This window comes from Streptomyces sp. NPDC059524, assembly GCF_042749255.1.
Classification (GTDB): Bacteria; Actinomycetota; Actinomycetes; order Streptomycetales; family Streptomycetaceae; genus Streptomyces; species Streptomyces xanthii.
Window position 1 is genome coordinate 1 of record NZ_JBHYTK010000083.1, and the last position, 25,850, is coordinate 25,850.

General features: G+C 66.7%; 23 protein-coding genes and 2 pseudogenes. 9 read left to right on the plus strand and 16 right to left on the minus strand.

Features of this window, described 5'->3' with window-relative positions:
- The first annotated feature begins 406 nt into the window (after positions 1 to 406).
- The gene (locus ACFW9D_RS22600) at positions 407 to 2,995 is read left to right on the plus strand and encodes a Helicase associated domain protein (protein WP_384624195.1); all 2,589 of its coding nucleotides are present in this window, start codon (positions 407 to 409) and stop codon (positions 2,993 to 2,995) included.
- A gap of 73 nt (positions 2,996 to 3,068) precedes the next feature.
- Here the strand turns inward: ACFW9D_RS22600 and ACFW9D_RS22605 are convergent, their stop codons facing one another.
- Entirely contained in the window at positions 3,069 to 3,503 is a 435-nt protein-coding gene (locus ACFW9D_RS22605; protein WP_384624197.1) for a hypothetical protein, read from the minus strand.
- 154 nt (positions 3,504 to 3,657) lie between these two features.
- Here ACFW9D_RS22605 and ACFW9D_RS22610 point away from each other — a divergent pair.
- From ACFW9D_RS22610 to ACFW9D_RS22620, 3 genes and pseudogenes are all read left to right on the plus strand, one after another.
- Positions 3,658 to 5,252, plus strand: a pseudogene (locus ACFW9D_RS22610) (Mu transposase C-terminal domain-containing protein).
- On the plus strand, positions 5,242 to 6,015 hold the full coding sequence (locus ACFW9D_RS22615; protein WP_384624199.1) for an AAA family ATPase: 774 nt from the start codon (positions 5,242 to 5,244) through the stop codon (positions 6,013 to 6,015). Before ACFW9D_RS22610 ends, ACFW9D_RS22615 begins: the two are co-directional and overlap by 11 nt.
- Positions 6,016 to 6,060: 45 nt before the next feature.
- Entirely contained in the window at positions 6,061 to 7,044 is a 984-nt protein-coding gene (locus ACFW9D_RS22620; protein WP_384624201.1) for a hypothetical protein, read from the plus strand.
- A 450-nt stretch (positions 7,045 to 7,494) separates the two neighbouring features.
- On the opposite strand, the gene ACFW9D_RS22625 is transcribed toward ACFW9D_RS22620, so the two are convergent.
- Both ACFW9D_RS22625 and ACFW9D_RS22630 read right to left on the minus strand, forming a co-directional pair.
- Positions 7,495 to 8,307: a hypothetical protein gene (locus ACFW9D_RS22625; RefSeq protein ID WP_384624203.1), complete on the minus strand. Its 813-nt coding sequence runs from the start codon at positions 8,305 to 8,307 to the stop codon at positions 7,495 to 7,497.
- A gap of 60 nt (positions 8,308 to 8,367) precedes the next feature.
- Positions 8,368 to 8,669 (minus strand): annotated as a pseudogene (locus ACFW9D_RS22630) (transposase family protein); the annotation flags it as partial.
- Between the two features lie 92 nt (positions 8,670 to 8,761).
- Here ACFW9D_RS22630 and ACFW9D_RS22635 point away from each other — a divergent pair.
- Positions 8,762 to 9,046 carry a hypothetical protein gene (locus ACFW9D_RS22635; RefSeq protein WP_384624204.1) on the plus strand — a complete coding sequence of 95 codons (285 nt, stop codon included), beginning with the start codon at positions 8,762 to 8,764 and terminating at the stop codon, positions 9,044 to 9,046.
- Between the two features lie 455 nt (positions 9,047 to 9,501).
- On the opposite strand, the gene ACFW9D_RS22640 is transcribed toward ACFW9D_RS22635, so the two are convergent.
- The 9 genes from ACFW9D_RS22640 to ACFW9D_RS22680 form a co-directional block, all read right to left on the minus strand.
- Positions 9,502 to 10,245 carry an ABC transporter ATP-binding protein gene (locus ACFW9D_RS22640; RefSeq protein ID WP_384624206.1) on the minus strand — a complete coding sequence of 248 codons (744 nt, stop codon included), beginning with the start codon at positions 10,243 to 10,245 and terminating at the stop codon, positions 9,502 to 9,504.
- A gap of 15 nt (positions 10,246 to 10,260) precedes the next feature.
- Positions 10,261 to 10,692 (minus strand): hypothetical protein, encoded by a 432-nt coding sequence (locus tag ACFW9D_RS22645; protein ID WP_384624207.1) that lies wholly within the window; start codon positions 10,690 to 10,692, stop codon positions 10,261 to 10,263.
- A 148-nt stretch (positions 10,693 to 10,840) separates the two neighbouring features.
- The gene (locus ACFW9D_RS22650; protein ID WP_384624209.1) at positions 10,841 to 12,163 is read right to left on the minus strand and encodes a hypothetical protein; all 1,323 of its coding nucleotides are present in this window, start codon (positions 12,161 to 12,163) and stop codon (positions 10,841 to 10,843) included.
- 377 nt (positions 12,164 to 12,540) lie between these two features.
- A complete protein-coding gene (locus ACFW9D_RS22655; RefSeq protein ID WP_384624211.1) occupies positions 12,541 to 13,032 on the minus strand; it encodes a hypothetical protein in 492 nt (163 codons plus the stop codon).
- Positions 13,033 to 13,094: 62 nt separating this feature from the next.
- A complete protein-coding gene (locus ACFW9D_RS22660) occupies positions 13,095 to 14,348 on the minus strand; it encodes a hypothetical protein (RefSeq protein ID WP_384624212.1) in 1,254 nt (417 codons plus the stop codon).
- Positions 14,342 to 15,088 carry an ABC transporter ATP-binding protein gene (locus tag ACFW9D_RS22665; protein ID WP_384624214.1) on the minus strand — a complete coding sequence of 249 codons (747 nt, stop codon included), beginning with the start codon at positions 15,086 to 15,088 and terminating at the stop codon, positions 14,342 to 14,344. The genes ACFW9D_RS22660 and ACFW9D_RS22665 overlap by 7 nt, the downstream gene beginning before the upstream one ends.
- A gap of 63 nt (positions 15,089 to 15,151) precedes the next feature.
- Positions 15,152 to 15,562 (minus strand): hypothetical protein, encoded by a 411-nt coding sequence (locus ACFW9D_RS22670; protein WP_384624216.1) that lies wholly within the window; start codon positions 15,560 to 15,562, stop codon positions 15,152 to 15,154.
- A gap of 616 nt (positions 15,563 to 16,178) precedes the next feature.
- Positions 16,179 to 17,480 (minus strand): MFS transporter, encoded by a 1,302-nt coding sequence (locus ACFW9D_RS22675; protein WP_384624218.1) that lies wholly within the window; start codon positions 17,478 to 17,480, stop codon positions 16,179 to 16,181.
- A 39-nt stretch (positions 17,481 to 17,519) separates the two neighbouring features.
- The gene (locus ACFW9D_RS22680) at positions 17,520 to 18,113 is read right to left on the minus strand and encodes a helix-turn-helix domain-containing protein (protein ID WP_384624220.1); all 594 of its coding nucleotides are present in this window, start codon (positions 18,111 to 18,113) and stop codon (positions 17,520 to 17,522) included.
- A 357-nt stretch (positions 18,114 to 18,470) separates the two neighbouring features.
- On the opposite strand from ACFW9D_RS22680, the gene ACFW9D_RS22685 reads away from it, so the two are divergent.
- The 3 genes from ACFW9D_RS22685 (at position 18,471) to ACFW9D_RS22695 (ending at position 20,089) form a co-directional block, all read left to right on the plus strand.
- A complete protein-coding gene (locus ACFW9D_RS22685; RefSeq protein WP_384624222.1) occupies positions 18,471 to 18,626 on the plus strand; it encodes a hypothetical protein in 156 nt (51 codons plus the stop codon).
- Positions 18,627 to 18,838: 212 nt separating this feature from the next.
- Positions 18,839 to 19,483, plus strand: a complete 645-nt coding sequence (locus ACFW9D_RS22690; protein ID WP_384624223.1) for a hypothetical protein — start codon at positions 18,839 to 18,841, stop codon at positions 19,481 to 19,483.
- Positions 19,484 to 19,591: 108 nt separating this feature from the next.
- Entirely contained in the window at positions 19,592 to 20,089 is a 498-nt protein-coding gene (locus ACFW9D_RS22695) for a hypothetical protein (RefSeq protein WP_384624225.1), read from the plus strand.
- 298 nt (positions 20,090 to 20,387) lie between these two features.
- Here ACFW9D_RS22695 and ACFW9D_RS22700 read toward each other — a convergent pair whose 3' ends face one another.
- From ACFW9D_RS22700 to ACFW9D_RS22715, 4 genes are all read right to left on the minus strand, one after another.
- Positions 20,388 to 20,915 (minus strand): hypothetical protein, encoded by a 528-nt coding sequence (locus ACFW9D_RS22700; protein WP_384624226.1) that lies wholly within the window; start codon positions 20,913 to 20,915, stop codon positions 20,388 to 20,390.
- Positions 20,916 to 21,220: 305 nt separating this feature from the next.
- Positions 21,221 to 22,624 (minus strand): VanZ family protein, encoded by a 1,404-nt coding sequence (locus ACFW9D_RS22705; protein WP_384624228.1) that lies wholly within the window; start codon positions 22,622 to 22,624, stop codon positions 21,221 to 21,223.
- A 97-nt stretch (positions 22,625 to 22,721) separates the two neighbouring features.
- Positions 22,722 to 23,132 (minus strand): hypothetical protein, encoded by a 411-nt coding sequence (locus ACFW9D_RS22710; RefSeq protein ID WP_384624230.1) that lies wholly within the window; start codon positions 23,130 to 23,132, stop codon positions 22,722 to 22,724.
- Positions 23,133 to 23,808: 676 nt separating this feature from the next.
- Positions 23,809 to 24,402, minus strand: a complete 594-nt coding sequence (locus ACFW9D_RS22715; RefSeq protein ID WP_384624232.1) for a TetR/AcrR family transcriptional regulator — start codon at positions 24,400 to 24,402, stop codon at positions 23,809 to 23,811.
- A 100-nt stretch (positions 24,403 to 24,502) separates the two neighbouring features.
- On the opposite strand from ACFW9D_RS22715, the gene ACFW9D_RS22720 reads away from it, so the two are divergent.
- A complete protein-coding gene (locus ACFW9D_RS22720) occupies positions 24,503 to 25,654 on the plus strand; it encodes an alpha/beta hydrolase (protein ID WP_384624233.1) in 1,152 nt (383 codons plus the stop codon).
- The last annotated feature ends 196 nt before the right edge of the window (positions 25,655 to 25,850 follow it).

Consider the following 25,850-nt stretch of genomic DNA (forward strand, 5'->3'; position numbering starts at 1 on the left):
CTCCGCGATCCGGCCTGGCGGCCCGCGCTCCGCGCTGGCCTTCGGCTGGCTGTAGGGCAGGGTAGTCGGGTTCTTGACGGAGCGTCAGTGTGGGAAGTTGGGCTGGGGGTGCCGTCCCTGCTGAGGGCAGGGATGCAGTTCCGAGCTCACCGAGGCACCCATCGTCGGACTGAAGCTTCAACCCTACCGATCCAGTCACTTCGCCTCGCCCTGCGCAGGTGAGCGTGTCAAACTTTCTAGCAAGGTAGCTTAGGATCTTACAGCAGACTACCTGTCCCATTAAGAGTGAAGTCAGATGGGCGCTCAGGCTACGCCTTCAATGCTTGGGACAGGTTTCTTCGATTCCGGTACGAATCGGCTAGCGGGCCTCAACAAATTTATCAGAGTACCCGTCAGAGGAGGGAAATTGCCGACAGGGTTTCAGGTACTGAGGCCTCATCAGGTCGAGGCGGTCGACGGGATCCTGAGGGCCCTTCAGACACCCGCGGACGGGCGCCTGCCGGCCGAGGGGATGCGGTGCCAGTGCATCGCCGCGACAGGCTCAGGCAAGACCCTCATCGCCGCCGCCACCGCGCACAAGCTCGGCGCGCGCCGGGTGCTGGTGCTGGTGCCGACGTTGAGCCTGCTCGTGCAGACCGCGGCCGCCTGGCGGCGCGACGGGGGCCGCACGGGCGCGATGATCGGGGCGTGCTCGCTGCCCGCCTCGGACTCCGAAGGGGTTCCCTGCACCACTGATGTGAGTGAACTCCTCACGTGGGTGCGGGGCTTGGACACGGTGACGGTGTTCGGCACGTACGCGTCGGTCGGTGTCCTTGAGCGGGCACACACAGCCGGCCTCGCCGCATGGGACCTGGTGGTGGTCGACGAAGCGCACCGCACGAGTGGGGACGGGTTGAAACCGTGGGCGGCTGTGCACGACCAGCAGAAGGTGCCGGCAGGGCGGCGGTTGTACATGACGGCCACCCCTCGGGTGTGGGAAGCCGGCCAGGGGCGGTCTGTGCCACGGATGGTGGCGAGCATGAGTGAGGACTCCCCCGTCTTCGGCCCGGTCGCCTACAAGCTCACCCTGTCCGAGGCGATCGGCCGGGGACTGGTCGCGCCGTATCAGGTCGTGTGCGTTGACATCCGCGACCCCGAGTACGGGAGACGGGCGCAGTTGGGGTCGGGGACGGAGCGGGTGCGCGGGGCACGGCTGGCTGCTTTGCAGGCCGGCGTGCTCACGGCGGCCGCGCAGGAGAACGTGCGCAAGCTGCTCTCTTTCCACTCGCGCGTGGCTGAGGCCGAGGCCATGGCCGAGGGCGTCGTGGGCGCTGCAGGGCGGTTGTGGGAGGCGGATCCAGGGATGTACCCGGATCCGAAGCGGGTGTGGGCGAGCTGGCTGTACGGCGACCACTCGGCTGTCCACCGGCGGGCGGTGCTGGAGGAGTTCGACTCTGACGTCATCGAGCACCAGACCCACACCGGCAGTGAGGGCGGCGGGGGCGGCGCCAGGGTTGAGTTGCTGCCCGCGGCGCTTCGTGTCCTGGCGTCGGTGAAGGTGCTGGGAGAGGGTGTCGACACTGTTGCGGACTCCATTGCGTTCGGTGATGTGCGCGGCTCGATGGTCGACATCGTGCAAATGGTCGGTCGGGCACTTCGTATGAAGCCGGGGCAGGGGAAAATCGCTTCTCTGATCGTTCCGGTATTTCTCGCCGAGGACGAGAATCCCGACGACATGCTCACCTCACCGGCCTACGGAGCCCTCGCCAAGGTCCTGGAAGCGCTCCGCGCGCACGACGCGGACACCATCGAGGCACTCGCCGACTCCCGCCCACGCAGCGGGAGTTGGGCAGACGAGGACGCTGAGCCGGACGAGGCTGGACACAGCACGCGCGAATTCGAGGGTGGCATCGAGGATCTGGATGGCGATGAGCCGACGGATCCGGTGAGCGCGGGAGCGCGGGAACTGCTCAAATTCTCCAGCCCGCGCGATCCCGCACTGCTGGCTCGGTTCGTCAGGCTGCGGGTGCTGGAGCCCGAAGGCGAATACTGGCGGCGCGGGCTCGAGGCCGCTACCCGGTACGTGACGGAGACGGGCGCGCAGCAGCTGCGGGTGGCGTACGACTTTGTCACGCCCGAGGACTGGTCACCGGGCGGGTTCCCGCTCGGGACGTGGCTGGCCACGCAACGCAAGGTGAACCGGGCCGGGCGTCTGGGCAGGGAACGGGCCAGCGAGCTCGACCAGTTGGGCATGGTCTGGTCCCACCAAGACCTCGCCTTCGAAGAAGGCCTCACGGCCGCACGGGAATGGGCCCGGGTGCACGGGCACTTCCTGCCGCCGGTGGGGGCGGTGTGGAACGGCTACCCCGTCGGGAACTGGGCCAAAGCGCAGCGTGCTGCAGCGAAACTGGCTGACGAGCTCGAGGCGCGGCGCGCGGCTGGAGAGCCGGTCGGCTCCGAGGCCGGTGCTCTGCCCGAATCACGGCGGGAGGCGCTGGAGGAGATCGATGCTGAGTGGTGCCCGGCCTGGGATATCGCGTGGCAGCGGGCCTTCCGGCTCGTGCGGATCCACGTCCAGCAGGGCGGTGCGGTGCCGACCGGGCCCGGCCAGGTCGTCGTCCAGGGCGAGGATCTCGGCCGGTGGGTACGAGCGCAGCGGCACGGCTGGGACCAGCTGCCGACCGCGCAGGCATGGCTGCTGGAAAACGTTCTCGGTCTGGAGCCTGTGGGTGAAGACGAGCGGCCGGTACGGCGGACACAGGACCACAAGTGGATGCTCAACCTCACCGCCGCCCGCCAGTTCCATAGACGCGAAGGACACCTGAACGTGCCCAGGAAGCACATCGAGGCAGTCCCCGTTTCCGATGCCGGGCCCGCCGCCACGGGCAGGGTGATCACTGCGGAGGGCACCGTCCTCGTCTACCTGGGCATGTGGACTGCGAACGTACGCCGGAGAGCGGACAGACTCACCACCGAACGGCGAGACGAACTGGATGCCCTCGGCATGCGGTGGTAGCAGGACCCGTGGTGCTGGGTGTGTTCCTGAGGGCTTCAACAGGGTGACGTTGAAGTGCGTGTCACTCCCCGGGTCACCGGGTCGCGTAGGCGGCGCGGAACTCCTGCGTGGTCAGGAAGACCGAGCCGGGAACAGCGCGGTGCCGGCCGTCCTGCATGTTCTTGCCCACGATCTCGGCGGAGGCCCTGCCTCGCTCGAGCCGACGTTGTTCGACTGCAGTGGCAAAGGGCTCGGGGATCTCTCGCTGGTCCAGTACGCCTGCCACGGCCACGCTCTCGTACACGGCGCCGTAGGTCTTCAGCGGAGACCAGCCCAGGGAGCGGGCGGCTTTACGCATCGCGGAACGGATGAGACTGATACCGCCCAGCTCTACTGCTTCGTGCGCAGTCAGGTGCAGTTCGTAGGAGCCGCCGTAGCCGCCCGCGTCATCGGCGAGGGTGCGGCGCAGCAATGGCGTGAGGACGGTGACGAGTTCCGTGTGACGGGGGTCCGTGGCGAAGGACGGCATGGTGCGAGCGTAGTCAGGCGCTGCGCCGCCGCGCTGGCGCACGGTGAATCCGGCATGCGCGAGCATCCGGCTGGGTAGCAGGTGCCGATTATGCGCGTCATCGGGATGTACAAATTCGTCAGCAGGGTGCAGGTGCGGTGCGAGAACTGGCTGTATGTCCGACGAGAGAACCCAGGCGGGACCGGCGCGGGCGGGGCAGCCGGCTGACGTGAGCCGCGCGGCCGCTGTCCAGCGTCTGCTCGGCCTGGAAAGGCGGGGCGAGCTGGCGTCCCGGCATGTCCGGCTGGTGGCCGAGGCGTTGGGCAGGTCCGAGCGGACGGTGTGGCGGTGGCTCGCCGCTGCACGGGCGGAGGGCCGGCTCGGGAGAGTCCCGTCTGAACGGTTCACTGTGACGGCCGAGGTGCGGCAGCTACTGGCCTTGTGGGGTGGGAACGCCTCTCGGGTCCATGTCGAGCTTCTCGAACGCGCCCACCTGGACCCCCAGCGGTCGCCGGTCCCCTCGCTGGCGACGCTGCACCGGGCCATCCGCCGAGATCTGAGTGCGGGCGAGCGTGCCGGTCTGCGACAGGGTGAGAAGGCGCGGCGTGCGCACGATGTGTTCGCCAGGCGTCCGCCCACGCACCGCAACGCGGTCTGGGAGGGCGACCACAAGCGGGTTCCGGTGCAGGTCGATGTCGAGGGCGAGCTGGTGTGCCCGTGGGTGACCTGGTTCATCGACTGCGCGACCAAGGTGATCGTGGGGGTGGCGGTCACTGCGCATGCGCCCAGCCGGGATGCGGTGCTGGCCGCGCTGCGGTGCGCGATCGACAGACGGGAGCCGTACGGGCCCGCGGGTGGCGTTCCTGCCGCGATCCGGGTGGACCGCGGCAAGGAGTTCCTGTGCCGCGCGGTCACGAGCGCGATGGGCGCGTTCGCCGTCGCTGTCATCGACCTGCCCGCCTACACCCCTCATCTGAAGGGAACCGTCGAGGCGCTCAACGATGCCGTGGAGGAGATGCATTTCGCGGTGCTGCCCCGCTACACCCACCGGGCCCGTCTCACTGGTGGGCGGACAGCGGATCCTGACGCGCCCGCGCTCACCTACGCTTCCTTCGTGTCCGGGCTGCTGGACTGGGTGCGGTGGTGGAACACCCGGCACCGTCCCGGCGTGCTGGCGGGCAAGACACCGCTTGAGGCATGGGTGGCCGACCCCACCCCGCTGGCGGACGTGCCCCTCGAGCAGCTCGCCCGTTTCACCCTCGAGGACGACGGACGGACGCGCACCCTCACCGGTCACGGCGTGCACTTCCGGCGGCGCGACTACATCGCCGACTGGATGGTGGGCCGTACCGGAACCCGCGTCGTCGTACGCCACCTGCCCCACCACGACGACCTGATCGAAGTCTTCGACACCGCCGGGCGCCACCTGGGCAGCGCCTACCTGGCCGATGCCGCGAGCCTGGAACAGATCCGAGCACTCAAAGGCGCCCGCACCGCGGCCGCCCCTAACTGCGCGCTGACCTGAAAGCCGCGGAAAGGCTGCGCCGGGACCGCTTCAAGGCACAGACCACGCCCGGGGATGCGGTGTCGCTTCGCACGCCGGGACGCGACGAGGCAGCCGGTGAACTGGCCAGGACCGCGCGCAGCAGGCGTGCGGCCCGGGCCCGTCCCGATCTCGTTCCGCACAGCCCCGCCCCCGACGGCTGGGCCCGCCCCGGCACCTCGCCGCGCCCACAACGACAGGAAGACCGCCTCGGTGATGAAGAGTGAACCGGTGTACGGGCAGCTGCCCACGATGTGCGAGGACCACTTCCTGGTCCCTGAAGCGCGGCTGGTCTCCACTGACGCGCTGCTGACCAGCAAGGACAACATCGAGATGGTGATCAAGGCCAGGGCGATGACGTGCGCGTACGGGCCGTCCGGCTACGGCAAGACCACTGCGGTGAACTCCGCCCTGCGTGAGGTGGCCCCGAAGATCACTTACCGGCTCGAGCTCCGCAGCGGTCCGACTCCGCGCGACATCCGCCACGGCCTGTTCAAGGCGCTGCGTCTGCCCGGCGAACCACCGAGGCGGCCGATCGAGTTCGACACCCTGCTCAAGGAGGTCCTCGCCGAACAGTTCCGGGTCCTGGTCTGTGACGAGGCTCAGTGGATGAGCCGGACCGGATTCGAGTACTGGCGCCACCTGTGGGACGACCGCCACACCGACATCGCCATCATTTTCGCCGGCGGCGACAACTGCTACAAAGTGCTGCGCCGCGAGCCCATGCTCGCCTCCAGGATCTACATCTGGCAGGAGTTCAAGCGGATCCCGAGGACCGACATCCGGCCCGTCGTTCAGGCCTTCCACCCCATCTGGGCCGCCTGTGACCCGGAACTGATCGACACCATCGACGCCGAGGCAGCCCGCGGCAGCTTCCGGAACTGGGCCACGATCACCGCCCTGCTCACCGAAGGCATGGCCAGGACCGGAACGGACCAGGTGACCGAAGAACTCGTCGGCTGGGCCTACAGCAAGATCCATGGAATGTGAGTGCTCCAGGCCGCGGCCACGGCAGATCAAGAACGGGCTCACGCGTTGAGCAGCGTGCGCACGATGGTGCGCGTCGTCATCGACACCGACGACGACCCTCTGTGGTCGCAGGCCGCCCTCGCCGCACACCACCGGGCCGCCGGCCGTATCACCCTCCACCCCACGCCCGGCGCATCCACACCGCCCGCCCTGGCCCAAGACCTGCTCCACGCCCTGGACAAACGGCTACCGCCTTACGCCCCGGGCACACCCCGCCACCAGGCCACCTGGGCAGACCAGGTAACCCCGGCATGGACAGCGGCTGCCTGCTGGATCGGCGCGCACCGCATCGGGCACCTCATCGTGCTCCGCACCCTCATCCTCAGCCCCACCCGCTGGAAACAACTCGCCTTCCTGCACCGGCAGACCCAGATCCACCTCACCCTGCTCTGGCACCAGGCGAACAACCCGACGCTTCACCAGCGGGCCGCACTCCTGGGCCCCGGCTACGGCGTCATCGCCGCCCGCGCGGAAGAAGCCCGCAGGGTACTCGGCAGGAAGGGCCGCGCCCGCCCGGACACAGCCCCTTGCACCGTGCCCAGCGCCATGACCTGCAGCAGGGAACAGCAGGCCATCGAGGAGATACAACGCATCGGGCACCCGCTCCACGCAGGCCTGATCGCCACTCAGACCATCACCGGTACCACCACGCCTGCCCGACTCGCCGCTGTCCGACTGAAAGACCTCGCACCCGACGTCACCGCTATCGCACTCCCCCACCCGCCCTACCACCCCACCAGCCATCGCACCTGGCATCCCGTCCCCGCCTGGGCCAGGCCCGCGATCACCGCCGCGAGAGCCTGGCACTACCTGACCGGCCACGCCCATCCCAGCCGATGCCTGTTCCAACACCTCAACTTCCACCACCACAACCAACTCACCATGACCGCACCACGGGGTATCACTCCCGCCATCGACACCCTCACCGGCAACCCCGCCTGGCCCACCCCCACCCCCACCTCCGTGACCAGCATGAACACCGGAACGTGAAAGCGATCTGCACCCAACCGGCCAGCCACACCTGCAACGAACGACACCACAACTCGTCAACCCATGTCAGCGGACAACCACACACCCACCAGCCCACCCACACTGACAACCACACGACAACCCACCACCGACAAAACCCCAACCATCACCAATAAACGCAATTCAATTACCCGCGCAACCCACCCCACCCCAGAACTTCACCCCTCCCCAGCACCACGGCCAGGACCACCGACGCCCGAGGCCGGCCACCCCAAATCCCTAACCCTGAACCCCCACAACCCGCCAGACAGGCCGTCAGAGACGCTGTCGGGGCCGAGCGCAGCTCGGCCCCGTCCTGTCGCCTCATTCATCGTTCCATATGGGCGACCCACGTAACAGCCTGCACCTAAAGCACGGTCAGTATCTTTCCAAAATCGGCACCCGGGAAATATGACAGTCCACCCCGGCTGCTCAGATTCTCCTCTGTCCCGGCATCACGGAAGGACTCCTCGGGGATGACTCGACAGTCTGAGTCCTGGTTGATCGTGTTCTTCTTCCGCCCAGGCGAACCGCTCGTAGTTGAGAATCGGGAGTAATACCGACACCGCTCAGCAGGCGGTCATCTGCCTCTGTGTCGTTACGTGCAGCCCAGAGCGATCCTAGATCCCTCAAGTTCTTTTTTGATTCTTCGTTCATGAGGACCCAATCCCGCCCATATCGAAACGGTGGAATGTAATCGCGGAGGTATCCCCAGAGCGAGTCGAGGAAGTTACTCACCGTCTGGGTGCTGAAGGCCGGGCATTGGAACAGGTCATCGGGGATTCCGGTGATTGTGCTGACGTCGACAGTCAGAGTGCGTTCAGCCAGAACTCGTTTGGCGTTGTCCAGCGTCTCCTCCAATACATCGGCGGACTCCGACGTGCTCTCTAGCGCGGGCGGCAGGACGGTGTGCAGCATGTCGGTGACGACCGCCTGGATCATGTCGGGATCCGGAGCCGATCGTCGGCGCATCCCGTCCACGTAGGCGCCGATAGGGACGTGTTCAGGAAAGTCTCCCGGCGCATATAGCACTTCGGGTCGCACCCATAGGATCACGAAGAACGCGGTGGACACCAAGACGGGAAAGGCAACGGCGAAGACCGCGAGCAGACCCTGTACCCAGCCATTTGATTGGGCGGCCGCAATCCCTACCGTCGTCTCGGAGAGTCCCAGGAACAGCGCGATGATCCAAAGAGGGTTGAGGACCTGCGGCGGCTGGCCCGGCGGTGGCGTTTCGCTTCCCATCTGGCCAGCGTGGCACGAGGGTGGCGCTGTTGTGAGGGAAACGGTTGTACTGTGCCTCTTTCATCCTGCATAGCCGCAGATCAGGAGGGTGTGGACGGCTTGGACGATGGTGCCGATGCGGCGGGTGGAGGATCTGGCTCGTTGGAGGATGCGCCAGGTTTTCAGTTGGGCGAAGTCGCCTTCGCCGGGAGCTCTGAGTCGTGCGTGGTCTCGGTTGAACTGCTGGTAGTGGGCGGGCTGTTCACGGATTCCTCGTAGGAGTGCGGACGGTGCAGCCCGGCGCCTCGTTAGGCGCGGTCGGCCAGGACGAGGATCTGGCGGGTGAATCAGGCCTGGATGATGCCGTGGGCGGGGGCTGCGGTCCTGCCAGCTGCCTCTGAACGGGTCAGCGGCGGGGGGGAGTTTGCATGCGTTGTTGTGCGGCTTTGCGGGCTTCATGTCGTGCGGTGTGGTGGTGTTCAAGCAGGAGTTCTGTGCGACGGGGGATGCTGAGGGTGTGTTTTCCGGGGAAGGCCTTGTAGGTACTGGCCCCGCCTCCGCATCGGCCGTGGGTAGTGTCCGCGTCGGTCTTGTAGAGGAGGACGTCGACGAGTACATCGTCACCCTGAACACCGACACCCTCAGCACCGCTGCCCAACGCGGGTTTGACCCCAAACCACATGTCCGCAGCCCCCGCCTCACCGACGGCGAAGAGGGCGGCCTCTTCGGCTTCCGGTTCAAAGCCGCGGGCAAGGCGTAGCGGGGCCCTTCCAAACCCGACTCCCGCACGGCCGGCTGGCTCTGTTCACGTCGTGATCAGAGCCAGCTAGTCCGGCGCGTTGTCCGCGTACTACTCCCGATCTCGTGGTCAACCGACTGACATGCGTGTCGTCGACTACTCAACGACGGTGAGGGGTGAGACCGCGGCGATGCGCCCCACACGGGTACCTCGACCACGGCGCCTGCCAGCCCATACACCATCGCGTCCTGTAGGAGCATTGTCGACGCGGCGTCGACGCCGCGCCTACCGGCGAGCGTGGACTGGTTCTCGGCCTCGCGGCTTCGTGGAGCCGGTTCTGCCCCCCCGAGGGCGCAGAACAACCTCGGCGGTCGGCTCCGAGAGACGCGAAGGCCCCGCCATCGACGGGGCCTTCGGGATAGGCGCAGGCGCCTGAAGCGAACATGCTCTCCTGTTGGAGACTGCGGCGAAGAAGCTCAATGCGCGAAGTCGGTCAGGTTGGTGAGGTTTGTGTACGCGATCTCGGCTCGGCGTGGCTCGGGGGCGTCCGGTGCGCAGGCAAGGAACTCGGCGGTCGGGCCGTCGAAGGTGATGGTGCCTTGTGTGAGGACGGTGACGTGGTTGGCCTCTTCCGCAAGGTCGGAGACGTCATGGGTCGACGTGAGGACGCGCACGTCGTCCGTGGCCAGGCCCAGGATGAGGTCCCGGAAGACGCGACGCTGGGTGGGGTCCATGCCCGCGGTGGGCTCGTCCAGGAACAGGGTGTCGGCGCCGTGGACGAGTGCGGAGGCGACGCCTACTCGGCGGAGCTGGCCTCCGGAGAGCTTCTTGGTCTTGATGTCGGAGTGCTCGCGCATCTGGACCCGATCGAGAGCCTGGACGGACGCCTCCCACGCTGCACCCCGGTTCATGCCCTTGAGCCAGCCGGTGTAGGCCACCTGTTCCCGTGCGGTGAGACCTGCCATCGGCGTGATGGTCTGTGGCATCCATGCGACCTTCGCGCGGTACTCCTTGGCTTCCGAGCCGACGCGGTTGTAGCTCACTGAGCCGCTGTCCGGCTGGTTCACCCCAGCTGCCAGCTTTAGGAGTGTGGACTTCCCTGCGCCATTGGGTCCGAGGAGAACGGTGAAGCCGTCGGGCACCCGGTAACCGAGGTGCGAGATGACGCTCCTGCCGCGGCGTCCGTAGGCGTAGGAGACATCGACGAGCTGAACAGTCATGACGAGAACTGCCTTTCAGGCGGAGTGGCGTGTACGGGCCTGAGCGGCAAGGCCACATGCGAAGACGAAGAGACTCAGTACGAACGTGGGCATGAACCCCGCCGGGTGCAGAGTGACGGCCCAGGGCCACGGCCGGTTGAAGTCCCGGTACCCGAGGAAGATCACGATGAATACCCAGCTCACCGGAATGAGCGTGGCCGCCTGGGGGTGCACCGCACGCGCGATGAGCATGAACCCGGTCAGGAAGAAGAGATTGCGGCATGTCGCGGTTGCTTCCTCGGAACCGGAAATCGCCCCCACCACCAGTCCCGCGGTGCCGGCCAGGACCACCGTGACGATGGTGAGTGCCAGATCCAGGTTCCGGACGGGGCGCGTGGCGACCGTCTCGGCTTCGGGCAGGATCTGCGCGAGCGCGAAGGCGAGGCCAGAGGTCACGATGAGCGGCATGGCCTGGGTGAGGAAGACCGGCCGTCCGCCGACCGACAGCAGAGGGGCAGCATGAACACGAGGTCGTGTCCGACGGCAACGATCAGGGTGAAGGCGACCAGGCTGGGAACGAGCACCGGGACGATCTGCCGGGCCTTCATCCACCAGATCACGAGTTACCCGCCTTGAGGAGAGTGCACGCCTTCGCCTGCTCCTCGTGGAACCAGGTGTCTTGCTCGGCAGCAGGAAGCGCGTACCCCTTGCCGGCACGCTCCTTGACCTTGTTCATCACGTCGTCGGGGTTCTTGAAGAGGCCCGCGTACTCCCCCTTGCGCCAGGAGAGGTACGGCTTGTCCGCGTCGATGGTCTTGGCAGCCCACAGCATGGCGGAGTCGCGGTTGACGATCCAGTCCGCAGTCTGCCCGACGGCGACCGACTTCGGCATGCGGCACGGGAAGTTGACCGAGGTAAGAACCACGGCGTAGCGGATGTTGACCATTCCGCCGCCGAGCTTGCCTGCCTGTCGCGACAGCGGCAGGGACCATTCCTTCTCGGTGGATCCAGCCGGGTGGCGTTCCGTGAGCAGGGCATCGGTCACCGTGGCAGGCATCGGCACGTCCACCCCACGCTCCTGAAGCTTCTCGATGGAGGAGACGACTTCGGTGCGCACGTCCTTGAGCCTGTCCACGGCTCCGCCGGCGGTGGCCATGCAGACGCGGGGGGCGGTTCCGGTGCAGGTGACGTCGGCATGCCCCGCGGACACCGGGCCGTCACCGACGCGCCAGCCGTTGGCCACGAAAGCGCAGGTCGCCATGACGGCAAGCGCGGCTGCAGCGGCCCCCCAGCGGATCCAGAGCTGTTGGTGTGTAGTGACCCACCATGCGGCCACGGCAGCCGCGGCGACCGCCGCGAACACCAGCGGGAGTGCCACGGTCATCAGGCCGTAGGTCTCTCCGAACGCGACTGTGGTGTCGACCTGGCCCAGCAGATGCCGCGGCCAGAACGGCGGGCTGTATGAGGATGATCCGCTGATGAAGTACTGGGCGGCCGCCGCGGCGAGCGGAGCGGCGATCAGGCGTGGAGCCACCTGGCCCAGTGCGCAGCCGAACACGGCGTACGCGATCACGATGCCCATGCCCATCAGCACGGGGGTGATGGCTGCGGGTGTGGGCCACAGTTGCGTCTCTATCAATCGCATGACGGCCGGGAGCAGCAGAATCAGCCAGCCGGCCACAACCACCGGCATCAGGGTGTGGGCCGCGACTCGCAGCCGGGAACGCCCGGGGCCCAGCGCCCAGACGCCGTCCCTTTTGAGGCGTCCGCCTTCCCATACCGCGAGGCCGAGCGTGACGGCGTACGCGAACGAGTAGAAGTAGGACAGAGACAGGGCCACCTGCTCCGGCGCCCACAATGGCCCTGCTATGACCTCCTCGTAGGGGTCCTCAAGGTGCAGGGCGTGGAAGTAGTAGAAGCCGATGATGCCGAGCCACATCGGAGCGGTCCACAGGGCCGGCGAGGTACGAAGGCGGGTACGAAGGTTCAAGTCTGAAGACCGTTCTCATGACAGGGAGCGGTCGGGAAGCACGGCGCCATGCTTCCCGTCCGCGTGTCCTCGCGCTAAGACTGGCTGGCGGCTAGTCGGCCTTGGTGGTGTCCACGTAGACCTTGCTGACGCTCACGAGGCCCGGTGTACACGGAGCCGTTGATGTGCGAGATGGTGAAGTGGCGGTTGTCACCGCCGTCGTAGACGTTTGGCACCGGCTTCGAGTCGATCACGGTCACCTCGCGTCGGCGGCCCGGGCGACGCCTCATTGAGGCGGGCCCGCGTGGCCCGCCTCAATACACCTCTGGTTGGCGCCGGAGGGAACGCTACGGCCTTCCGGAGGCTTTGACAGAGCGGATGCCTGTGACTGCCAGCAGTACCGCTGTCAGGGACCACGCAGGGATGCTGTTCGACGGGTACAGGACCACGGCCCACCAGGCGTGGCTTCCTCCAGGGCCACGTCCCGCGACGATGCTGGCGATCATCAGCATCATGCCTGTGGCCATACCTGATGCGCTGTTGCCCACCTGGGAGATCAGGAGACCGATGCAGGTCAGCAGCAGTACGTTGCGGGCGTTATCGAACCCTGTTACCAACCCCGCTGCCAGACACAGGACGAATACTGACGCTACGAATGCCGCATCGATCACAGCGAGGGGTACTGCGGCGGTCCGCTCGATGTGATCGGCTCGCCGGCTGAGGCAGTACAGGACCGTTGAAGACACCAGTAGAGGAGTGAAGTAGGCCAACGGCGCGACGCCACTGCCGTTGAGAGCAGGCAGCTCGATGCTGCTTGTCCCTGAGAGCTGGCAGATCACCGCCATCAGGATGATGGCCCCAGCTGCAGACCACCATTTCCGCACTACTGTCGCATACAGTCTCACCGCGCCCCCTGCGCTGTGCAGGCATGGTCGAGGACCTGCTGCGTGAACCAGGCGGACTGCTCCTTCACCGGCTTGTCGAGGACGGGTCCCACCAGTCCCCACAACTGTGGATCGGTTACGTTGCGCACCTCTTCCTTGTTGCCTGCAACTGCAGTGGCCCATACGAGTTCCGGAGCGGACGGACCTCCGCATGACTGCTTTCCATGCTCGGCCGCGGTTCCCTCGACAGCTGAGATAGCCATGACGTCGGCGGCTGTGTGGTAGGCGGCCTGCTGGTGAACGGCAGGGAGCGACCAGTGCAGCCGCCATACGCCCGGTGCGAGCTTTGCTGATGGCGACAGGATTTCCATACGCTTCGGCTGTGTGACGCCGGCGGCCGCCAATGCCTTGAGGGGGCCTCGAGTGCTGCGACGGATCTGTGGAATGTAGGAACGGTACTCCGGTGGAACACAGATCTGCGGAGTGGTCCCAGAGCATGCGGATTCAAAGGCGCGGATGGTTGACGGATTGCTGAAGCCCCATCCGCTGACTGCGACGTATCCCATGAGGAGCGCAGCCGCAACGGCACCCGCACCGGCGGAAAGGAAGACCCGACGGGAACCTGTACGGGTGAGCAGCCACGCCGCGCCTATCAGGCAGCCTGTGAAGATCCATGGCACGAAATAGATTTCGGGCCGGTGGACATCAGTGATCGTGGATGTTCCGTCGATGAACCCGCCGAGGTGCCTCAGCCACGCGTTCGACATGGCGTGCGGCATTGTCAGCCAGGTCCAGCACACGGCTGCGGCCGCCGGTGCAGCAATGCTCTTAGGGAGACGCCCGCCGAGGTACCAGCCGATCACCGCCCACTCGGCAGCAACGATGATCACGTGCACCAGGCCGGTCCACCCCGAACCGGAGGAAAACACTCCGGTATTGATCCGTGCCAGGACAGTGGCGAGGACGAGTAGCGCGGCCCCCAGTGCGGCGATGGGAGTGCTGATGAACAGCAGCAGCGACCACCGTGACCGTGCGGAGGTGATCAACATGGGGCGTATGCGCTGCAAGCGCCCCGAGTCCCATGCGGAACACGCGGCAACAGCGGGGGCAATGACGGCCAGCGCAGAGATCGTGCTCTCACCCGACTCAGTTCCGTAATGCGACGGAACGGTGAAAACCATGCTCTCCATGTACATGTACACGAACAGGGCTGCTGGCAGGATGATCCATGGGGCCGCCGAACGCAGCGTCTGACGCCAGATGATCACCAAGATCCCCCTTCGAGGACAGCGGTGTAGGCGTCTTCAGCGGCGCGCTCCGGGGCTCCCTGCGTACCCGAGCGGGCAAGGAACGAAGGGACAGAGTCGTTGAACAGGACCCTGCCCCCATGAAGCACGACCACGTCACTGAAAGCTTCGCTGATGTCAGCAATGTCATGCGTGGAAACGATCACCTGCACTTCGTTCCGCAGTGACGTGATGAGCTGGAGGAACGATCTCCGCTGCTTCGGATCGAGCCCCACGGTAGGTTCGTCCAGGAGCAGGACCTTGGCTCGGTGGACGAGCGCCTGGGCGATCGCGACGCGCTGCTGCTGCCCGCCGGACAACTCGCTGACCTTCCGGTCCACTTGCTTGGCAAGGCCTACACGCTCCAACGCCTCGCCCGACGCGCTCGACGCGTCGCGCTGCGGCATGCCCTTGAGCCATCCCGCATACGTGACGTGCTGACGGCACGTCATCCCTGAGAGAAACGTCGGCTTCTGCGGGAGCCAGGCCACTGAGGTGCGGTAGGTCGCGGACTGCTTACGGTTCCACGGGCTCAGGCTGTCGAATGTCACATCTCCGGACCGTGGACGCAGTGCGCTCGCCCCGAGCGACAGCAGTGTGCTCTTACCGGCTCCATTGGGGCCGAGGAGAACGGTGGCTCCGGAGGTGAATGCCAGATCGAGACTCTGGATGACGTCATCACCTCCCCGGTAGCCGAAGGTGCACTCACGGAAGGTGAGGGTCATGGAGGGACCTTTCTGCACGCTGGGCCCGCGGCGCGTTGCGCAGCGGGCCCAGCGACGTGTCGATCAGTAGTAGACGGTCAGCGAAGACACCGACGTCGGGGCATAGTTGTTGCTCCCGTAGTTGACGACGAAGTAGTAGTTACCACTGCCGTGGTCGTCCCAGTTGCCGGTGGACGTGGCGCCGGTGTAGTCGAAGCACTTGGTGAAGCTCGCGTTGGTGTACTTCGGGTCGGGCCCGACGGTGTCCTTGCGCAGCATCACGCCCACGGCCTGCGTTCCACCACTCTTGCAGGTGGTGAACTTGATCGTCGTGGAGCCGCCGGTGTCGGTCCATCTGCGCGACTCGAAGTCGTTGTATACGTTGCTGAGGGAGCTGGACCAGGAGGACGCCTGAGCGGGCACCGCGAGAACGCCAACAGCTGCCGCTGCCGCCGCCGCGCCGATGATCACAGCACGCTTGCCTGCGCGAGTCATCGATGAGCTGGTCGTCAGTAAGCCTTTCTGTAGGCCAGGTTGAGGTTGGCAGCTAGATCAAATCCCGTCGCCCGCACCGCAGGTATGACGGAGCCCACACTTCCGCCTCAGCTCTTCCTCAGATTTGAACAACCTGTGTACTTCGCGTGGCTGGAAGATGATGCTCAACGCCTTCCGTCGATGCGGTTCGGGCTTCTCATCCTGAAATCAGCCGGTCACAATTGCCCATGAGCTGTGAGGGGCGACGGCGTCAGAGGAACGGCTCCCTCCCCCACAGCACGAGAGGGAGCAGGCGGCGAACGCCACGACGCGCAGGGGGCCCCGGAGATTGGGGTCCTTGACGTCGTCGGTGCCGACAACGGCGATGGCGGCTGACGGTCACAGGACCATCGTGCCTGGCCGAGCACACCGACCTGCGGCTTCCTTTCACAATCCCGTCACCACAGACGAAGACGCGGCCGCGGAACACGACCGGATGCAGATCCGTTGCTACTCGGAGCCAGTTGGACACGCCGTGCGCGTCGCTCCCTCTTGGTGCCGACAGCGTTGCCGTCCCTCATCTTGTTGATGAGGGCGTGTGGCCGGCGAGGTCGGCGCCACCGCTCTCAGGACCGCATCATGGCTCTCTCGGCAACGCGCCTTGCTGTCGCAAGGGGTCTCCGGTCCGGCTTCGTGGCAGTTGGGCTTGGCGTACCGAATGGGAGGCAAGGCCTACGACCGCGCCCAGAGCGGCGAATCCTGAGCAGGCGGCGAAGACTGGGGCTGTTCCGAATGCGGCGATGGCGGTGCCGACGATGGGGTAGCTGAGGGGGGCGATGCCTACCGTGATGAGCATGATCACTGAGGTGACGCGGCCTAGGTAGGCGGGGTCGCTTGCGGACTGTACGAGGGCGTTGTTCAGACTGCCGAAGGTTCCGGCGCTCAAGCCGATGACGGCGGCCAGCACCGCGGCGAGTGCGATGGTGTCGGCCAGTGCGATGGTGGCCGCTCCTGCGCAGCCCACCATCAGTGCCGCGGTGAGGATCAGTCCGGCGCGTGGCAGCCAGCCGGCGATGGCGAGCAGCGCGGCGCTTGCTGCTGCTCCGGCGCCGAAGCTGGAGACGATCCATCCGTAGCCGGTGGGGCCCCAGCCGCGTTCGGCGTTGAGGAGGACGATGCCGACGTTGAAGATGCCGGTGAGGCCGAGTTCGCAGGTTGCGCTGGCTGCGAGGAGAGGGCCGATGAAGGGGTGGCGGCGGATGTAGTGCAGGCCGTCGACGAGGTCCTGGCGCGGTGATGCATGTTTCGGTGTTTGCGGGCTGCGGGACTCGGGGTGCGGTATTCGCACGGTGAGCAGGAGGGGCAGGGAGGCGGCGAAGAGCAGGCCGGCTGTGGCGAAGGTGGCTGATGTGCCGCCGATGGTCATGGCCAGGCCTCCGATGGGCGGGCCGGCGATGAGGCTGAGACGCATCGACAGGGAGCGCAGACCGGTGACACGGGCCAGTTGGTCGGGGCTGGTGATGCGCGGGGGCAGAGCACCGATGGCGGGGACGAACAGGGCGTCCACGGCGCCGAAGACCAGCGCGAGCGCGACAAGGATCCACAGGGCCGGGGCGGTCAGAGCGATCACTGCGGCGACGGTGAGGATGAGCAGGCAGCGCAGGGTGTCGCTGCCGAGGATCACCCGGCGGGGATTTAATCGGTCGGCCACCACGCCGCCGCCGAGCATGAGCAGGGCCCGCGGTAGCGCCCCGGCTGCCATCACGAATCCGACCGCGGCCGCGTCTGCGGCCTTCTGGGCTGACCAGCTGAGAGCGACGAAGTACACGCTGTCGCCCACCAGGGAGAGGGTGTAGGCAGCAAGCCAGCGCAGTACGTTGCCGTCGCGGTAGGCCGGTCTGAGGGCGTGTTCGGGTAAGGCGGTGTCTGGGGTGGTCATGCCGAAACTCCAGCGGGTCGCGGTGAGTTGTTCCGGGTGTCAGGGGCGGAACGGGAAGCCGTACAGGTGCAGGGCCACGTGCTCGCGGCCCTCGGTGTCGCCGGCGGCCCGGGCGGTCTTGCTTCGCTCGCGCCAACTGCGGGCCAGGGCCTCGAACTCGTCGCTCATCTCGGCGACCTCGGCCGCTGTCAGGTCGACCAGCCATTCGGAGCTGAAGGCCGCGTCCGTCCATTCCTTGCCCCAGGCCGCCCGCTCGTCCAGATACGTGCGGTACTGAGCGATACGCGTATCGAAGATGCCCCGGGTGACGGCTCCGGCAACCGCAGCCCCCTCCGGTGTGTCCACGAAATCAGAGGTGCGAAATCCCAGTCCCTCTTCGGACACCACGTTCCACCACCGTTCACGGCCGTCGCCGCTCTGGCCGCTCGCCTCGACCACGAAACCGTGCTCGGCGAGCTTGCGCAGGTGATAACTCACCAGGGACGGCGTCTCGCCGACCTGCTCGGCGAGCTGCGACGCCGTCGCGGAGCCCGCGACGTACAGCAGCCGGTAGAGCTGCATCCGCAGGGGGTTGATGAACGCCTTCAAACGGGCCAACTCAGTTATCCGGTCCGGCTCTTGCTTGGGCTTCATGACCCCACCGTAGATATGAAGCATCCACTTCGCAATATCTGCTTCAGATCTCTTGCGGGCCCCAACTCGTCCTTCCGCACACGGTTTTCACGCACAGACACTCACCGTTCGACGGTTCCGCGAGCGCTCAATGAGGCCGACACACGTCCCCTGCCGGCAGCCAGGAAGAGTTGGCGCAGCGAAGAGTTGTCGCCACGTCAAGACGCAGGTACGCGACAACCGATGGCCTGTTTGCGTTGATCACCAGTGGGCAGTTGGCCCGGCCCTGGCACCCGGTGAGAACATGCACGCCACTTGACCGGCGCGAAGGGCGGTCCGTCCCGGCGGCTCCTTCCCCCGTCCCATCGAGGAGCTCACGTGAAACGGACTGGCCAGACCACCGGCTTCCCTCTCGTCATCGGGGCCGTGATCGCCGCCGCGAGCATCACCCAGGACAACTACGGCGGTGCAGTCTTCGCCGTCCTGGTCGGGGCGGGCGCATCGCTGGTCTTGCACGTCAAGCGCAGCCGCTAGCGAGGCACAGACCGCGGCACGGCCCACCGGTGCGACATACACCAGCGCACCGCAGCGGTAGGACGGCAGCTCCAGGCCTTCGCCAGCGCATGGGGCAGAGGGGTGCCCTCGGAACGGGGGTGCGGGCGCGCTGGCGGATGCCATCAGCCTTCGCTGCCGATGTGTTGATCGAAACGGTGGGCCGTGGTTGTCGTGTCGGGGAGAGGAGCCGAATGGATCTCGCAGCCAGGTACCAGGCTCTGGCCCATGGCGCACTGTTGGTTGCTGAGTCTGCCGAGGACGCCTACCGGCTAGGTGGTCTCGATCGCTTCCTCAAGCCATGGGTCCGGGGCAGACTGCACTCTCTGGCCGGACGGCTCGACAGTTGCGACAACAGACGCGAACTGGCCGCGGACACAAGAGCCTTGGCGCAAACGGCCGCTGAGTACTCCCAGCTGCGGGACCACCTCTTTTCGGACGTTCACCACACGGGCCCGGAGCCGCCCTGGCGGATCGTGGGACACCAGGCGATGGCGATCCGGGCGCAGTCAGGAGTTCTACTGCGGCAGCCGACGTTCGTCCTGCGCCGGCTGGATGCCGGCTCGGACGTGCCCGGCGCAGCAACGTGGGACTTCACAGTGATCGCCAATCCGTCTGACCCGGCAGACGAGGGCACATCGTTCGTGGTCATGGTGTCCACCGGCGACCACCCTGGCGGAGTACCCGTTCAGGTGTCGAAGGAGCTAGAGAGACAACGAGCGTGGTACCAGCAGTTGGAGTACGGCTTCTACGCTCTGGGAATCACGCCGCTCCTCACCGCGATCTACGACCCCGATCGCCACCGGAAGCAGGTGACCGATGACGGTTACGGCGGCTGACCCGGTAGGCATCGGAAAGCGCGGTTCCCATCGCACTCCATGCTGACCCCTCCGTTGTGTTCTTCCGGGCTCGCGCCGGCGGGTCCCACGCGTATTCGAGGGGGAAACGTGTCTGGTGAGCGGCTTGACGCGGAGTCGGTCCGGTCCTGGCAGGAGCAGGCCGACGCGGCGCTGACGAAGCTGATGCAATCCTTCCTCTCGACGCACGGCTTCCCACCCGGCCACAACGCCGTGATGCTCGCAACCGACGACAGCCACCAGGCGACGGACTCGCTCGTGGACCTGACGCCGATCCCCTCCGACCTGACCACTCTCTACTGGGTGATCAGCGAGGCTTCCCTGCCCGACGTCGACAACGGGCACTTCATCCACTCACCAGTAACGGTGGCGGAACACTTCCGCGAGTACGGCCCCGCTCCGATCGACGGCGAATCGATCGCACTGGTCTTCGCCAGCGACGGCGGGGGCCATCTGTTCGCGATCGGAGACAGCAGACAAGTCTGGAAGTCCACCACGGCCGCCTGGTTTGACGACTTCGAGGTCGCCGCGTCCAGCTTGCAGGATTTCCTCGAACAGCTCGGCCGACAGATCGCGAAACAGCCCTGACCATCAGCCGAGGAACAAACCGGCCCCCTGCCCCACAGAGGTCATGTCACTCCAGACTGGGGAATCGCGAGCAGGTATGGGGTCACCCTGAGCAGAGGGTGGCCGATTTCAAAGAGCGTCATCACCAGCGCGGACTGTGGGAGTCGGCCGACTGCACGAGTTGCAGTTCACGGTCGCCGATGACGTACGTGAAGAGGCCCGGGAGACAAGACGGGTCCGCTGTCACCGCTGTCCCCACCAGCGATCGGCCCCGTCTGGTGGACCCGACGGGGTACGTCCTCAGCTGGATGAAATGGAGTCAGTGAGCAGGAGACGGGATCATGCAGCCGGTCTCAGGGTAGTGCCCGCTGATCTCGACCCATACACGCTCTTTGCTCACTGCCCCGTTGACGCAGGCAGTGTCGCCGACGAAGACGCCAAATTCGCTGCCGTCTTCCTGCACGGTCGGGGCAGTGCCCACCATCAGAATGCCGACATCGAGCCGTCGGGGAGCAACAAGAGCGTCAAGAGCCGGACGTACTTCTGCCGGGGAGATCCGCCCGCGCTCTCGTTCCGTCTCAAGAACACGCTGGATCTCCTGTGCCAGATGCTTGGCTTCTGCTCGGTCTCGGGTGGCCACGTCCTTGGGCTGACGGACTCGGCTGTTGTCCGCGTAGTTAGGCGGTGCATCTCCAGCGGGAGGCCGGCTGCTCGCCGGGGCGGGAGCCGCTGAGTTGGCGGCGCGGGTCCCGTTCATGTTGGAGAAGAGGTCATCCCCGGAGCAGCCGCTCAGGGCCAGTGCGGCGGCGACGGTCGAGATGACGGCGGTGATCCTTCGCAAGGACATGGTTGCAGTGTTCGGGACGGGGGCGAGCGGGGCCTGAGTACGCGTACTCAGCTGACCTGGATAAACGGGGCTGTCCTGACAGCACAGCCCCACTCGTCGAGGGCCCTAAAACTCCCCGCGCCAAGGCTCCGAAGCTGCCGCGCATCATCAGGGCACCGAACGGCAGCTGCCGTCTACGGCGGGTGCACCCGGAGGGACCACGGTCAGGCAGCCGCCAGTCATCGCAGCCCCCAGCCGGTGAGCGCGCCGTCGACCGTCAGCCAGTTCTGGCTAACGAGACCACCACCGACGCACTGACAAGAACGTCAGCTGGCTTTGAGGGGCTGGCCGGTCGAGTCGTACACCTGCCCCGTCACGGCGTTCACCCGGTAGATGTCGACCGCTGGCAGCTCCTGTGAATCGTTGCTCTCTGCGGTGCTGGGCCACGTTACGTTCACCAGCCAGTTCGGCTGCCACTTGCCGTCTTGCTCGACCGCCTTCACGGTGACGGCTTTGGTGTGGAATTCGGCGCCGACGCTACCGTTGGCTCGGAGCTGTGCTTCTACCGCCTTCTTCACTGCCTTCTCGGCCTGGACGGCGTCAAGTTTGGCTGCGGGGAGCTTTGCCCGGGTCGGTCCGAGGGTGACGTCGATCTGCGACACATGGCCGGCCCTGTCTACCTGGACGTCGAGCATTCTGGGCATCAGAACGTCGTTGTGAGTCCATCTCCAGTTGGTCATCCAGCCGAGCTCGGCCTTTGCGCCGACCGGGGTCGTCTGGCGCATGGTCGCACCGCTCGCCCACGGGTACTTGTGCTGGGCGTACGACTTCGCGATCCGGGCGGCTGCTGCATCGGTGGACGGGGCCTTCGCGCCTCCGACCGGGTATCCCATGGCGGTGGGGCGGTCGCTGTTCTCCAGTTGCACGTTCAGGTGCTTCTTGTCCGGCCACGAGAGGCTACCCGTGCCAAAGTCTCCGGAGTCTCCCTGTTCACGGGAGCGCAGGTTGAAGATGATGTTGGTGCAGGACGCATCACCGCACGGCTGCTCGTACATCTTGCCGATCCTGTAGCGGTCACCAAACGCCTCATGGACGGCCGCCTCAACCGCCCTCTTCTGGCCGGAGCTTGCATCGACGACGCCGCTGCCGTCCACGTTCGTGAAGGCGAGCATTGGACGCATGACACCCGAGCCCAGGAGGAGCAGCGCGGCGACGGCGATGAGGGAGCCCTTGAGGCCCGCCTGCCAGGCGAGGGAGTCGCGGCTGGCGAGCACGACCGCGACTGTGGCGACGCCGATCAGTCCGCCGATGATGTTCATCTCGGCATCCGAGCTGTCACACACGCGTCCTAGGCCGTCGACGGTGGCCTGGACGAATTCGATGGCCAGCGGAAGCGCGATCACTCCGACGAGAACAGGCAACGGGCGGCGGATGGCCAGGAGGGCGAAGGCGCCGACGGGCGCCATCATGGCCAGGTTCCACAGCCCTTGCGTGGTGTGAAAGGGCTCGGCGAACTGGTGGTTGAGGACACACACGCCGCTGGCTGAGCCCGCGCCCATGAAAGTGACGCCGAGAACGCCAGTATGGGTGAAGGCGAGCCCGGACCACCATGCCCCATGAGGGTTCTCTCGCTTGCCGGCGAGCATCCATGCTGCGGCGCCGAGAACGAGTCCGATCAGTGTGCACGCGGCCAGATAGCCGACGTGGTGTTGAAAGATGGCGGAAAACACGGAGTGGTTCCTTGCGTGGTCATCTCGGGGAGAACGGGACCGGTAGGAGTGCAGGCCCCGCCTGGGTAGACGGGGCCTGCGGTGTGTTGGTTCAGGTTCAGCAGTGCGAAGTCGGCGTCTGGAACGTGCCGCCGCTGTAGCTGAGCAGACCGATGGTGCTCGTGCAGTACGAGCCGGCGGACAGCGACCACGTCTGCCTCTTCGTCGTGCCCGAGCTGATGGAGACAGAGCTGGCGTAGTGGTTGGTCCCGCCGCGCGAGTAGCCAAGCTTGGCGGTGATGGTGGAGCCGCCCGACTTGTAGTACTCGGTGCTGACGACGCCACTGGAACTCTGCTTCACAGCCAGGATGCCGTTGGACAGGCTCGTGCACCGCTCCATGGGCTCGCCCGTGGACGTGTAGCCCCCACTGCTGCAGTAGGTGACGGCCGAGGCGGACGGGGCGCTGAACATGACCGACGCTGCGGCGATGGCAAGGGCGATGACGGTGGCGTTGCTTCTGCGGCGCATGAAATTGCCTTCTATGTGATGGACATGCCAAACCCCCCTCCGTGCGGAGAGGTCGGCACGGGTGGAAGGTGTTGTGAGTACCTGATCACGCAGTGCTCACAATATGAAGATCACTTGACCGTTTCATGGTCACTATCTGAGCTTCGACTTGCTGGGCGCTCGGCGAAATCCCTTGTTCCACATACGAGTTGGTACGCAGGCTGGGCAGTGCGGCAGTTCCCTCAACGTGCAGCGCTGCGCGAGAACGTCGTCCCACTCGACGCCCCATCCGTCCCAGGTGCCTGAGCCTCCCCAGAGCGTTCGCCCGGCAGTCGGCCAACCTCACCTGACAGCCACGTGGCGTCCTGCCGAAACGACAAAGCACCCAGGAGTGACGGACTCACCCAGCAGGCAGGGCACCAAGGTCCGGCGCGTGGGCGGCCAGCCCCGGGGGGCCCGACCGCCGCACAGAGTTGTCCCGTGTACTGAAAGCCGGCAAGCCCGATGGTCGGCCGATCGTGGCGGCTGCACGCCAAGGTCACCGAGGCTCAGGACGACACCACCGCCATGGTGAACACCGTCGGCATCAGACTGCCGGCGGTCACCGGAACCACCACCCGGTGACCACGCCGGCGATCGTCATTGCCGCCGTCAGCAGTCGGACGGGCACCGGAGTTGAAAGCGGTGCGGGTCGGGGTTAGGTCCGGTCCGCTGGTCCGGTGCCGTGCGGCTCTCCGTAGACCGTGTCGAGGAGTTGGCCGACGAACCCGTCGAGGTCGTCGAGGCCCGCCGCGGTCCGCGCCGCCGGGGCGTCGGCCACCAGTAGGGGGAGCGCGGCGTGCAGCGCCATGGTGACGGCGGCGACGCGGTGTGGAGTCACGGGCAGGCCCGCGGCGCGCTGGGCGCGCTCGAAGTAGGCGAAATCCGCGGCCGTGAAGGTGTCGAGCGACTGGGCGAGCCACAAGGTCCGTGTCGCCTCGCGCTGCAGCTCCAGGAGGGCGCGCACCCGCACCCTGCCCGGCCCGACGACATGTTCCAGGAGGGTGCGCAGCAGTGCGGCGAGCCCTGCCCGGTCGTCGGGGGTGGGGCGCGGGATGGCCTCGTACAGCTCGATGATGCGCTCGGCGGCCGCGCGCAGCAGTGCGTCCCGCGTGGGGAAGTAGTTCTTGGTGGTGCCCAGGGGGACCTTCGCCACGGCGTCGACAGCCCGGTGCGTGAGTCCCCGGCTGCCGGACTCTGCCAGTACGCCGATGGCCGCGTCGCCGAGGCGATCCCGTCTTTCCTGATTCACGTATCCAAAATTACCCCAACCGTGGTACCACAGTCGAGGTACCTCAATTGTGGTGGTCGGAGGCGCGGAGCGAACCGGCCGACGAACGGGGAGGGTGCACGTGCCTGTGGGATACCTGGTGACCGTGGTCCTGGCCGCATTGATCGCGGTGTTCTGCCTGGTGCGTGTCCGCGGGCCGAGACTGCTCCTCTGGTTCAGCTACCGGCTCGGACTGGTCTTCAACGAGCTGCCGTTTCTCGCCCTCTACGGCTTGGCGGCGGCAACGGCACTCGCCTTCGTGGAGGGTGACATCGACTCGGCCGCCGCCCGGGTGCTCGCCGCTCTGGCGCTCCTGCCGGCCGCGGGGTTCGTCGTCGTCGCCCGGCGGGGGCTGCGGGCTGCGCCCGTGGTCGCGGCCGCGCTCGACGAGGCGCTCGGCCCCGGCTCGGCCACGCGGCGCCGGCCACCGCTCGCGCGCATCCTGCTCCGGCCCGTACTGCGCCGCCGCGCAGACGTGCGGCGGGTGGCGAACCTCGCCTACGGGGACGACGGCCGCCGCAACCTCCTCGACGTCTACCATCACCGCGCCCGCCCCGAAGGCGGCTCCGTTCTGATCCACTTCCACGGCGGCCACTACGACCAGGGCCGCAAGGACACCCAGTCCCTGCCGCTGCTGTACCGCCTCGCGAGCCAGGGCTGGGTCTGCGTCAGCGCCAACTACCGGCTGCGGCCCGCCTCCTCGCACCCCGACCACCTGATCGACGCCAAGAAGGTCATCGCCTGGGCGCGGGCCCACGCTCACGAGTACGGTGCTAACCCGGCAGCACCCGTGTTCGTAGCAGGCAGCTCCGCGGGCGCGCACATGGCCGCGCTCGCCGCGCTCACCCCGAACAACCTGGCCTTCCAGCCCGGATTCGAGGAGGCGGACACCACGGTGACCGCCGCCGTCGCCCTGAACGGGTGGCTCGGCCCGTACTTCGACGACGACCCGGCCACCTCACCGGCCAACCTCGCCCACCCGGACGCGCCACCGTTCCTCATCGCCCACGGAGACCTGGACGAACTGGTGGACACCGCGAACACCAGGGCCCTCGTCACCGCCCGGCGCTCCACCTCCGCCGCCCCGGTCGTCTACGCCGAACTGCCAGGCGGCCACCACGCCTTCGACCTCTTCCACTCCTTCCGCTTCGAAGCGGTCATCGACGGCATCGAGGACTTCGCCGCATGGGTGCAGGCGGACGAACGGGCCGGACGGGGAAAGAGCGACCGGTGACGACGACACCCGCCCGCAGATCTGCACCAGGCCATGTTCACCGGCCGCACTCAGCACACCGACACCGACCACTTCGCCGCCGAAGGCACCCGCGCCTTCCTCGCCGCCTACCGCTGACCCACCCAGTTCACCTCGCGCGGGTGGTGCTCGGCCGTGTCCGCGCTGACGGTTCCCGTCCAAGACCATTGGGTCGACT

Coding starts and splice junctions, on each gene's coding strand:
- ACFW9D_RS22665 (WP_384624214.1), bottom strand. CDS start 15,088: ATGACCCTCACCTTCCGTGAGTGCACCTTCGGCTACCGGGGAGGTGAT.
- ACFW9D_RS22645 (WP_384624207.1), bottom strand. CDS start 10,692: ATGCCGCTCATCGTGACCTCTGGCCTCGCCTTCGCGCTCGCGCAGATC.
- ACFW9D_RS22675 (WP_384624218.1), bottom strand. CDS start 17,480: ATGACCACCCCAGACACCGCCTTACCCGAACACGCCCTCAGACCGGCC.
- ACFW9D_RS22615 (WP_384624199.1), top strand. CDS start 5,242: ATGAAGAGTGAACCGGTGTACGGGCAGCTGCCCACGATGTGCGAGGAC.
- ACFW9D_RS22670 (WP_384624216.1), bottom strand. CDS start 15,562: ATGACTCGCGCAGGCAAGCGTGCTGTGATCATCGGCGCGGCGGCGGCA.
- ACFW9D_RS22640 (WP_384624206.1), bottom strand. CDS start 10,245: ATGACTGTTCAGCTCGTCGATGTCTCCTACGCCTACGGACGCCGCGGC.
- ACFW9D_RS22710 (WP_384624230.1), bottom strand. CDS start 23,132: ATGCGCCGCAGAAGCAACGCCACCGTCATCGCCCTTGCCATCGCCGCA.
- ACFW9D_RS22625 (WP_384624203.1), bottom strand. CDS start 8,307: ATGGGAAGCGAAACGCCACCGCCGGGCCAGCCGCCGCAGGTCCTCAAC.
- ACFW9D_RS22680 (WP_384624220.1), bottom strand. CDS start 18,113: ATGAAGCCCAAGCAAGAGCCGGACCGGATAACTGAGTTGGCCCGTTTG.
- ACFW9D_RS22700 (WP_384624226.1), bottom strand. CDS start 20,915: ATGTCCTTGCGAAGGATCACCGCCGTCATCTCGACCGTCGCCGCCGCA.
- ACFW9D_RS22605 (WP_384624197.1), bottom strand. CDS start 3,503: ATGCCGTCCTTCGCCACGGACCCCCGTCACACGGAACTCGTCACCGTC.
- ACFW9D_RS22690 (WP_384624223.1), top strand. CDS start 18,839: ATGGATCTCGCAGCCAGGTACCAGGCTCTGGCCCATGGCGCACTGTTG.
- ACFW9D_RS22650 (WP_384624209.1), bottom strand. CDS start 12,163: ATGTGGCTCGGCATCATCGGCTTCTACTACTTCCACGCCCTGCACCTT.